Raw genomic sequence first — 9,856 nt, forward strand, 5'->3', positions numbered from 1 at the left:
GTCAGCTTTTCGGTAAGTGGCTGATACTCTCTGGCATAGCTGGCAAAGTAGTCGTTCTCCCGATGCAGATAATCGAGCACAGTCGGCGAGGTGCGGCTGTCATCGCGCAGCCAGTAGTACAGATCCTGTCGATTGCCATGAGGGGAGCTGACAGTATAAGGTTGCTGCACCGCAACAGGCGGTGTCAGTTGCTTCGTTACCGGCGCAGCATAACTACCGGCACTGTTAATAACACCAGCTACCAGCAATATTGACAGCAGGTTTGGCGTAAGGGACAGATTTTTGAACATAACGGAAGGGTCTTTTCTGAGAATTTACTCAGAACTTAACATAAGACGCTTGCGCTTTGCTAACCACCTACACAAAAAAGTGTAACCGGGTGTAAGCAAGCAGCCGGCATTTATCCCGGCTGGCTGCAATATAAAGGCATTTTTTACCTGGCGGTAACGACACGCTATTACAGTTGTGACTGTAAATAGTTGTCCAGCCCCAGCATTTTTATCAGCCGCAGCTGTTGTTCCAGCCAGTGGGCATGATCATTTTCAGTATCATCCAACAGCTGTAACAGCATGTCGCGGCTGACATAATCCTGTTCCTTTTCACATAACGCCATGGTCTTTTTCAGCAGTTTCGCTACCGCATATTCAACATTTAAGTCATTCTGCAGCATGGTTGGCACATCCTTGCCAACATGAATAGCATCGCGATTGGTCAGATCAGGCGTGCCCTCTAAAAAAATAATCCGTTCAATCAGTTTAGAGGCGTGGCCTTTTTCATCGTCAAACTCATGGTCAATCCGTTCATACAGTTTATGCAGGCCCCAGTCGTGATACATTCTGGAGTGAATAAAATACTGATCCATCGCCGCCAGCTCATTAGCCAGCAATTCGTTCAGTGCTGCAATTACCTGTTGGTTACCTTTCATAATTACTGCTCCCCCATCTGAGCTTGCAGATAATTAGCCAGCCCCATGACTTTAATCTGATGCTGCTGGGTTTCCAGCCAGTCAAGGTGTTCTTCCTCGTATTCCAGCAGTTCGGTCAGAATGTCGCGGCTGACATAATCCTGCTCTGTCTCGCACAATGCAATGACCTCGCGCAGCAAGGGTAACTGTTCGTGCTGAAAGTCCATATCGCATTGCAGCATTTCTTCGGTATCTTCGCCAATCCGTAATTTGCCCAGTGCCTGCAAATTAGGTAAACCTTCGAGCATTAAAATCCGCTCGATCAGCTCATCAGCCTGCTTCATATCTTTAATAGATTTTTTATAGCAGACATCATTCAATGCTTTCAGGCCCCAGTTTTTATAAATACGGGCATGCAGAAAATACTGGTTAATTGACGTGAGTTCTGCAGTAAGTACTTCATTTAGCTTACTTAGTACTTTTGGATTGCCTTGCATAATCGGGCTCCGGTTAATCAGATAATGCCAATAGCATAGGCCATCCTAACTTTTTAAGCAAAATTACTTATAAATCATAGTTATACAATTAATAAGTATTCGCATTTCCATCCAGCCTTTTGCCGGATTATCCTGTAAAACAGTCGTCAGTCGCATTACGACTTCGCAGCAGCACATTTTGCCGGTACAGTAACGGTGACATTTTAACCAAGAGACCTGTTTATGCTGCGTTTTCTAAACATCAGCGGCCTGATTGCCGCCCTGCTGCTGGCCAGCTGGCATCTGACTGCCGCTGAGCAAATTCAAATTGATGCTGACGCTGTGGTGGTGACTGAGCACCGCACTGAAATTAATGGTAAAAAAGTAAATTACAAAGCCCATACCGGCACGCAGCCGGTATGGGACGATGAGGGCAACCCGGTTGCAACGTTATTTTATACCTACTATCAGCGCACCGATATTAAAGATACCGCCAGCCGGCCTCTGCTGATTTCATTTAATGGCGGCCCGGGCTCTGCGTCTGTCTGGATGCATGTTGCCTATACGGGGCCCAAAGTGCTGAACGTGGATGATGAAGGTTACCCGCTGCAGCCCTACGGTGTTAAAACTAATCCGCATTCGGTGCTGGATGTGGCTGACATTGTGTTCGTTAATCCGGTAAATACCGGGTATTCACGGGTACTTCCGGGTAAAGATGGCAAAATGCCCAGTAAAGAGCAGCAGCAGAAAATGTTTTTTGGTGTGAATGCGGATGTTAAATATCTGGCTGGCTGGATAAATACCTTTGTTACCCGTTATCAGCGCTGGCCGTCGCCTAAGTTTTTAATTGGTGAAAGCTATGGCACCACCCGGGTATCAGGCCTGGCGCTGGCGCTGCAAAACCAGCAATGGATGTATTTAAACGGTGTTGTGCTGGTGTCACCAACCGATCTGGGTATTGAACGTGCCGGCCCGGTAAAAGCAGCTAACCGCCTGCCGTATTTTGCCGCTACTGCCTGGTACCACAATAAACTGGCCGAAAGCCTGCAGCAAAAAGACTTATACGACATTCTGCCGGAAGTGGAAGCCTTTACCCTGGATCAGTATCTGCCGGCACTGGCAAAAGGCAACGCGATTAGTAACGAAGAGAAACAGCGCATCGCCCGGCAGGTTGCCAGCTACTCGGGTTTAACCACAGAGGCTGTGTTACAAAACAATCTGGATATTCCTACCAGCTACTTCTGGAAAGAACTGCTGCGTGATCGTGGTATGACAGTCGGCCGGTTAGACTCGCGCTATTTAGGTATCGACAAGCGCGATGCCGGCGACAAACCTGACTACAATGCGGAGCTGACCTCGTGGCTGCATTCGTTTACTCCGGCGATTAACCATTACCTGCGTAGCGAACTTAATTATAAGACCGATATTAAATACAATATGTTCGGCCCGGTGCATCCGTGGGACAGGAGTGATGACAATACCGGTGAGAATCTGCGCCAGGCGATGGCCCAAAACCCCTATTTAAAAGTGTTAACCCAGTCTGGTTACTATGACGGTGCCACTAACTATTTCGATGGCAAATATAATATGTGGCAGCTGGATCCGGGCGGCAAAATGAAGCATCGGATGAGCTTTAAGGGCTACCGCAGTGGTCATATGATGTACTTGCGGGCAGAAGATTTAAAGAAATCGAATGACGATTTGCGCGAATTTATTTTAAACGCGATACCAGCAAAAGACGCGGCAGCAAAGTACTGAGTTTAGCATTGTTGCCTTGAGAAGCGGGGAAAAGGATCCCATGCTATAAGTCCAACCTGACCAAGGAGGCCGCTATGGCAACCCGGATTGAACACGATAGCATGGGTGAACTGCAAGTCCCCGCCAACGCGCTGTATCAGGCCCAGACTCAGCGTGCTGTTAATAACTTTAAACTCAGCCCGCTTACTCTGCCGCGGGCTTTTATTCAGGCTATTTTACGGATTAAGAAAGCCGCTGCGGCAACGAACAGTGAACTGGACGTGCTGGACAAGGCAATCGCCGGTGCCATTATTTATGCAGCGGAGCAGCAGCTTGCTAACACCGGGATGGAGCATTACCCGGTTGATGTTTTTCAGACCGGCTCCGGTACCAGCACCAATATGAATGTTAATGAGGTATTGGCCACGCTGGCCAGCAACAAACTGGGCCAGCAGGTCCACCCTAATGATCATGTTAATGCCGGTCAGAGTAGTAATGACGTCATTCCCACTGCCATTCAGTTAAGCAGTGCCCTGGCGATTCAAAACCAGCTGTTACCGGCGCTGCGTCATATTCAGACCGTGCTGGCAAAGAAAAGTGAGCAAATTGGTCATATTGTTAAAACCGGCCGCACCCATTTAATGGATGCCATGCCGGTAACCTTTGAACAGGTGCTGGGGGCCTGGCGAAGTCAGCTGGCTCATGCTGAACAGCAATTACAGCAGCAATTACCGCAATTGCAGCAATTAGCCCAGGGCGGCACAGCCGTTGGTACCGGCGTTAATACCCATCCGGAATTTGCCGGCAATTTCGCCCGTCGTTTAAGTCATGATACCGGGCTTGAGCTGAGCCATAGTGATAATTTCTTTTTTAATATCAGCTCACAGGATGTGTCTGTCGCCTGTTCCGGAGCATTGAAAACTCTGGCGGTTGCGCTGATGAAAATCAGTAACGATTTGCGCTGGATGAACTCCGGGCCACTGGCTGGCCTTGCTGAAATAGAACTGGCTGCACTGCAGCCTGGCTCATCGATTATGCCCGGCAAAGTGAATCCGGTTATCCCTGAAGCCGTTGCGATGCTGAGCGCCCAGGTAATAGGTAATGACACGACGATTACCATCGCTGGCCAGGCAGGTAACTTCGAACTGAACGTCATGCTGCCCGTGATTGGTTATAACCTGCTGCAAAGTATCGAATTACTCAGTAATGGCTGCACGGCGTTGGCTGATAACGCCCTCCGTGACTTTAAGGTGAATCAGCCGAATATTGAACAATCACTGGATAAAAATCCGATCCTGGTCACCGCGTTAAACCCGGTAATTGGTTATGAAAAAGCGGCGGCTATTGCTAAAAAGGCCTATCAGCAAAAACGACCTGTACTGGAGGTAGCGCTGGAGCACACCGATTTAAGCAAAGAAGAGCTGAAAGACTTACTGGACCCGGCCCGGCTTACCAGTAATCAGTAGCGGCTGAAACTTTGGGGGCTCCCGCGACCGGATAAGGTTTAGCGGTCGGATTGTGGCTTTTATCGCAGCCTGCCGCGCAACAGCCGCGGCCAATGTTACGTCAGGTTTATTACTGCTATAGTAAACGCCAGCGTATTGACAATATTAAAGGTTTTCGATGAAACAACGTGCCACTCTGCTCCTTGCCAGCCTGGTTACCATCAGTCTGCTGACCAGCGCAGTTACCAGCGCCGATCCGGTGCTGCTGCATAACATCAAAGGCTATGGCTTTACGCCAGACCGTGAACTGGTATCGTTCAGTAGCCTGGCGTTTGACGATGCCAGCGGCAAAGTACTGGCCCGCGGCGACGAGGCGGTGCTCAAACAATTCAGTCACGCCCGAAAACTGGATGGCCAGGGTAAAACCTTACTGCCCGGCTTAATTGATGGCCATGGCCATGTGCTGGGGCTGGGCGAATATTTAAACCAGGCCGATTTACGCGGTATCACCAGCGAACAGGCTACCGTCGCCGAAGTCGCCCGCTTTGCCGCGACGCAACCGCAGGCTTCGTGGGTAATCGGCCGGGGCTGGAACCAGGTACTGTGGGATGATAAACGTTTTCCGGATAAAAGTTTGCTGGATGAAGCTATCAGCGAGCGGCCTGTCTGGCTGGTCCGGATAGATGCCCATGCCGGCTGGGCCAACAGTAAAGCGCTGGCTGCTGCTGGCATCAGCAAGGACACCCTTGACCCACCTGGCGGCGAGATTATCCGTGATGCGAACGGTAATCCGACCGGTGTATTAATTGATAATGCGATGCAACTGGTACAACGACAAATCCCGGCGCCGACCAGTGATGATAAGACGGCTGCCCTGCAACTGGCCTTCGACCATTTACTGGCGCTGGGTATAACCAGCGTACATGATGCAGGAGTAGATTCCGAGCTGGCTGATATTTATCTGCAACTGGCAGAAACCAATCAGTTGCCACTGCGGTTATATCCGATGCTATCGGCCAAAGATCCGGAGCTTGGTCGGTGGCTGGAACAGGGCATTATTGATGATCCGCAGGACTGGCTGGATATCCGCTCGGTTAAAATTTATGGTGACGGCGCCCTGGGCAGCCGCGGCGCGGCGCTGCTGGCCGATTACAGTGATCAACCGGGACAAACCGGTTTGCTGGTTACCCAGCCTGATGCGTTAACCCAGATTATGCAGCTGACCATGAATGCCGGATTTCAGGCCAATGTCCATGCAATAGGTGATCGTGCCAACCGGCTGGCTTTAGATCGGTTTGAGCAGCTGGCCACCGCTGAACAGCGGCTGGCCGGCCGTCACCGGATTGAACACGCCCAGATCGTGGCACCCGCTGATATTCCACGCTTTAAAACATTAAATGTTCTGCCCTCAATGCAGGCCGTGCATGCCACCTCTGATAAAAATATGGCGGGCGACCGGCTGGGAGTAGCCCGTTTACGGGGCGCCTATGCCTGGCGCAGCTTTATTGATCAGGGCAGTATTATTGTTGGTGGCTCAGACTTTCCGGTGGAACTGGCTAACCCGTTTCACGGGTTACATGCCTCTGTTACCCGGCAGGATCAGCAAAACCAGCCAGCGGGCGGCTGGCTGCCCGAACAACGCTTAACCCTGACCGAGGCACTGCGCTCTTTTACGGTGGATGCCGCCTATGGTGCCTTTCAGGAAGACACTCTGGGCACCCTGGCTCCGGGCAGCTGGGCCGATTTTATTCTGGTAGATCAGGATATTTTTGCTATCGCCCCCTCCGAATTATGGCGGGTATTGCCGAAGGAAACCTGGGTCCATGGCCAGCTTCGCTATCAGCAAACAGCTGACTGATCGTGCTGCCGGAATTGCTGCGGTGAGAAACCATGCTCTCGCCGGAACGCCCGGCCAAAATTAGCCGGGTCGGCATACCCGAGCAAATAGCCAATCTGCTGTACCGGTAATGTCGTTGCCAGTAAGTAATGTTGGGCCATTTCGTAGCGCCAGTCTGCCACCAGCTGCTGGTAGCTGGTTTGCTCCTGTTGTAAGCGCCGGCGCAACGTGCGGCTGGATAGCGCAAACTCGGCAGCGACCTGTTCAATCCCCGGGATCCGGCCTTTGGTGCGCCCCAGCATCAGCCGGATTAACCCTGCCATACTCTGACGTTGCTGCGAGCGCTGTAGCTCCTGCTCACACTGCGCTGTCAGCTGACTCTGTACCTGCCAATCGGCCCACGGCGAAACAATGGCCAGATCGGCAGCATCGAGGATAAAACGATGATCTTGCTGATTAAACAGTACCGGGCAGGGAAAAAACGCCTGATACAAGTCGCTGTGTGCAGGTCTGGCAAAAGCAAACTGCACCTGACGCAAGCGGTACTGATGGCCGGAGACAAAATCCAGGATGGCATGCAATGCCACGGCAAACGTATCGACCACAAACTGACGAATATCCGCCAATGGCTGCAGTTCAGTTAAAACCAGTGACACTTGCTGGCGCTGTTGCTGCATGGTCAGCGTTAACAGTGGGCTGCGGGTAGTAATATATTTACAAATCAGTGCCAGCGCCTGCTGCAGATTACCGCTGCTCATAGTAGCCAGCCCTAACAGGCCATGGGTGGTAATGGTTAACTGACTGCCAAGATAAAGCCCCAGCGCCGGCTCTTTTATCTCAGCACAGCAAAGCGTAATCACTGCCTGAAATTGTGACCAGCTCAGGGTGGCATCAAGCTGATCAGGCAGCGTAACCGGCAAGCCGGCTTTTATCAGTAAGGCCTGGGGGTCAGCACCGCGGCTTCGGATAAGATCAAGCAGGTTGCGCAGATAATGGCCTGGCAATACCACCTGATTACTGAGTTTTCTGCTGTGGGCTGTGATGCTTGGGCTAACCATTGCGAAACCGCTGCTCCCGGATCCTGGCCGTTAAACCTTTGCTAGACAGTGTAACTTAGTGCGGGCCATCACGGCAGCAGCTGGCCGCAAATGACCAGATACTGGCTGCTACTGCCCTGCCATTATCATGGTGGTTATCTTAAGCTGGCCTTATCAATTACAACTGGTCAGAGACACATGTTCCACTACCTGAAATTCTGTTTGTTTCACCTGTTGACCCTGCCGTTTATTGCCGGTATCACGCTGGGCGGCTACTGGATGGCGCTGGGCCTGCTCACAATCTTATTGCTGGTGGTATTTGGTGACGTGTTGCTTGGTGATGACACAACTGAGCCCGACTACCGGATGCCCTGGTTGCTCAATGGCCTGCTTTACAGCTCGTTGCTGTTTATATTACTGATTAGTGCTGCCCTGCTGTGGAGTGTCGCGGATACCGATCTGTTTGGCTATGGCCAGCGGGTACAGCAGATAACCGGCTATAACGCCCTGGCAGCGCGCGAGGCTAATCAGTGGTGGCACTTTGTGCCGGTATGGCTCGGTGCCGGCCTGCTGATTGCATTGGTTGGTACCGTACCGGCGCATGAGCTGACCCACCGCACCGGTAATTGGCGGGCGATGCTGACCGGCCGCTGGTTACTGGCGTTCAGCTTCGATGCCAGTTTTGCCATTGAACATGTCTATGGCCATCACCGCTATGTCGGTACGTTGCAAGACCCGGCAACGGCGCCACGCGGCCGCACTGTGTATCAGCATATTCTGCACTCCACCGTGGCGGGCAATCGCAGTGCGTGGAGAATCGAAGCCCAGCGCCTGAGCCGCCAGCAACATTCGCGGTTTGGCATAGACAACCGGGTACTACGCGGCGCGGCGATGTCATTGCTGCTTTGTCTGCTGGCCGCTTTGCTGGCGGGCGGGGCCGGCTTACTGCTATTTTGCCTCAGTGCAATGCTGGCCAAAGCCGTGCTGGAAGTGGTGAATTATATTGAACACTATGGCATTGAACGCGCGGTAAATGAGCCGGTGCGGCCCTACCATAGCTGGAACAGTAAAAAAAGGGTCAGCAGCTGGGCCAGTTTTAATCTGACCCGCCATTCGCACCATCATGCCAGGGCACAGCTGCCATTTTATAAGCTAAAAGCCTGCCCGGACGCGCCTGATTTACCCACCGGCTATCTGGGTTCTATGTTGCTGGCGCTAATACCATCGTTATGGTTTCGGTTAATGGCGCCCAAGCTGCGGCAGTGGGATAAGTGTTATGGCAACCACAAAGCATCTGCCAGCTAACTGGCTGAGATGAAGAAGTAATAGAAGAAGAGCAGGCCGCAGGTTCGCCTGTTGACGTTGCCTGCGGCTTAATGATGAAAGTTGACCAATGCTAATTTAACGATTCAGTTATTCTGCTGGCTCTGGTTCTGAAAAGTCAGGGCTGCCAGCCCGGCTCTGTTTGTCGCGTAATTTACCAATGGCTGAACTTAATTTGCGCTGCATCTTATCGGCGGCGCCGGTGACTGCCTGGCCAACCGTGGCGGCATGTTCAGTTATCGCAACCGGCTCCATGCCTTCGGGCCGCGCTTCTAACAGGCAGCGTTTATCATTGCCGTCGTGTTTGGTATTGCCATTCTCGTCACTTAAATGCACTTCAATCCGGGTAACGTGGTCAGCAAAGCGATTTAATTTATTCTGCAATGTCTCGCGCACAAACTCGGCAAGCCGCTCATCGGCCTGAATATTACGATCACTGTTAATTTGAATTTGCATAGGCTACTCCTTTAAATAACGCTGAGTCGGGACTCAATGTACAGACCCTGCCAGCGGCAAATGGTTGCATACCACTTCCACTTATCTGGTGACAAATGCTGCTATTCGCAAGGCCGGATATCACAATTTATTGCCGATTAGATCAGACAGCGCACCAAAGTCTGGTTAAAATAGCGGTAATCTTTACTGAGACAAGCCAGCAGCATGATAAGTAATAAATGGGCCAAGCTGATTAAATCGTTGCATCATAAAAAGTATCGTAAAGCCGAACAGCTGTTTTTTGTTGAAGGTGAAAAAGCCGTACTCGAACTGCTGGCTTCTGGCTGGACGATACCCGCATTATTTGCCACCGATGACTTTATACAGCAGCACAGTCAGGCGGTGAAAGCAGCGGCGCTATTGCAACCCTGCAGCAGCGACGAGCTGGAAAAAGTGGGTACTTTCAGCAGCAATAATGCCGCTTTGGCGGTTGTTAACATACCACATTGGCCGTTGCACCACGCGAAAGCGGGATGCTGGACTCTGGTGCTGGATAACATTAATGACCCGGGTAACCTCGGCACCATTATCCGCGTGGCTGACTGGTATGGTATTGAGCATATTCTCTGCTCGCCCGATACTGCAGATTGCTATAACCCCAA

Annotated in this window: 9 protein-coding genes and 1 pseudogene; 5 read left to right on the top strand and 5 right to left on the bottom strand. The window is 51.5% G+C overall.

Going from position 1 to position 9,856, the window contains the following annotated elements; genetic code table 11:
- From R3177_RS10040 to bfr (R3177_RS10050), 3 genes and pseudogenes are all read right to left on the bottom strand, one after another.
- A pseudogene (locus tag R3177_RS10040) lies at positions 1-290 on the bottom strand (hypothetical protein); the annotation flags it as partial.
- Positions 291-457: 167 nt separating this feature from the next.
- The gene (bfr, locus tag R3177_RS10045) at positions 458-925 is read right to left on the bottom strand and encodes a bacterioferritin (RefSeq protein ID WP_318970903.1); all 468 of its coding nucleotides are present in this window, start codon (positions 923-925) and stop codon (positions 458-460) included.
- A gap of 2 nt (positions 926-927) precedes the next feature.
- Entirely contained in the window at positions 928-1,401 is a 474-nt protein-coding gene (gene bfr, locus R3177_RS10050; protein WP_318970904.1) for a bacterioferritin, read from the bottom strand.
- A gap of 222 nt (positions 1,402-1,623) precedes the next feature.
- On the opposite strand from bfr (R3177_RS10050), the gene R3177_RS10055 reads away from it, so the two are divergent.
- The 3 genes from R3177_RS10055 to R3177_RS10065 all read left to right on the top strand — a co-directional run bounded on the left by R3177_RS10055 (position 1,624) and on the right by R3177_RS10065 (position 6,420).
- Complete coding sequence (locus tag R3177_RS10055) at positions 1,624-3,138, top strand: S10 family serine carboxypeptidase-like protein (RefSeq protein WP_318970905.1); 1,515 nt, start codon at positions 1,624-1,626, stop codon at positions 3,136-3,138.
- 74 nt (positions 3,139-3,212) lie between these two features.
- Positions 3,213-4,583: a class II fumarate hydratase gene (locus R3177_RS10060; protein ID WP_318970906.1), complete on the top strand. Its 1,371-nt coding sequence runs from the start codon at positions 3,213-3,215 to the stop codon at positions 4,581-4,583.
- 157 nt (positions 4,584-4,740) lie between these two features.
- On the top strand, positions 4,741-6,420 hold the full coding sequence (locus tag R3177_RS10065; RefSeq protein WP_318970907.1) for an amidohydrolase: 1,680 nt from the start codon (positions 4,741-4,743) through the stop codon (positions 6,418-6,420).
- Here the strand turns inward: R3177_RS10065 and R3177_RS10070 are convergent.
- Positions 6,402-7,457 carry an AraC family transcriptional regulator gene (locus tag R3177_RS10070; RefSeq protein ID WP_318970908.1) on the bottom strand — a complete coding sequence of 352 codons (1,056 nt, stop codon included), beginning with the start codon at positions 7,455-7,457 and terminating at the stop codon, positions 6,402-6,404. The genes R3177_RS10065 and R3177_RS10070 overlap by 19 nt on opposite strands.
- A 177-nt stretch (positions 7,458-7,634) precedes the next feature.
- On the opposite strand from R3177_RS10070, the gene R3177_RS10075 reads away from it, so the two are divergent.
- Complete coding sequence (locus R3177_RS10075) at positions 7,635-8,741, top strand: alkane 1-monooxygenase (RefSeq protein WP_318970909.1); 1,107 nt, start codon at positions 7,635-7,637, stop codon at positions 8,739-8,741.
- A gap of 108 nt (positions 8,742-8,849) precedes the next feature.
- On the opposite strand, the gene R3177_RS10080 is transcribed toward R3177_RS10075, so the two are convergent.
- The gene (locus tag R3177_RS10080) at positions 8,850-9,215 is read right to left on the bottom strand and encodes an HPF/RaiA family ribosome-associated protein (RefSeq protein WP_318970910.1); all 366 of its coding nucleotides are present in this window, start codon (positions 9,213-9,215) and stop codon (positions 8,850-8,852) included.
- A 204-nt stretch (positions 9,216-9,419) separates the two neighbouring features.
- Between R3177_RS10080 and R3177_RS10085 the strand changes: the two genes are divergently transcribed.
- Positions 9,420-9,856, top strand: a 437-nt coding sequence (locus R3177_RS10085; RefSeq protein ID WP_318970911.1) for a TrmH family RNA methyltransferase, incomplete at its 3' end; no start/stop codon positions are given.

This window comes from Arsukibacterium sp., from assembly GCF_033722355.1.
Classification (GTDB): Bacteria; Pseudomonadota; Gammaproteobacteria; order Enterobacterales; family Alteromonadaceae; genus Alishewanella.

Bases quoted from the DNA above. Each gene is read 5' to 3' on its own strand.
- bfr (WP_318970903.1), bottom strand. From the start codon at position 925: ATGAAAGGTAACCAACAGGTAATTGCAGCACTGAACGAATTGCTGGCT.
- bfr (WP_318970904.1), bottom strand. From the start codon at position 1,401: ATGCAAGGCAATCCAAAAGTACTAAGTAAGCTAAATGAAGTACTTACT.
- R3177_RS10055 (WP_318970905.1), top strand. From the start codon at position 1,624: ATGCTGCGTTTTCTAAACATCAGCGGCCTGATTGCCGCCCTGCTGCTG.
- R3177_RS10060 (WP_318970906.1), top strand. From the start codon at position 3,213: ATGGCAACCCGGATTGAACACGATAGCATGGGTGAACTGCAAGTCCCC.
- R3177_RS10065 (WP_318970907.1), top strand. From the start codon at position 4,741: ATGAAACAACGTGCCACTCTGCTCCTTGCCAGCCTGGTTACCATCAGT.
- R3177_RS10070 (WP_318970908.1), bottom strand. From the start codon at position 7,457: ATGGTTAGCCCAAGCATCACAGCCCACAGCAGAAAACTCAGTAATCAG.
- R3177_RS10075 (WP_318970909.1), top strand. From the start codon at position 7,635: ATGTTCCACTACCTGAAATTCTGTTTGTTTCACCTGTTGACCCTGCCG.
- R3177_RS10080 (WP_318970910.1), bottom strand. From the start codon at position 9,215: ATGCAAATTCAAATTAACAGTGATCGTAATATTCAGGCCGATGAGCGG.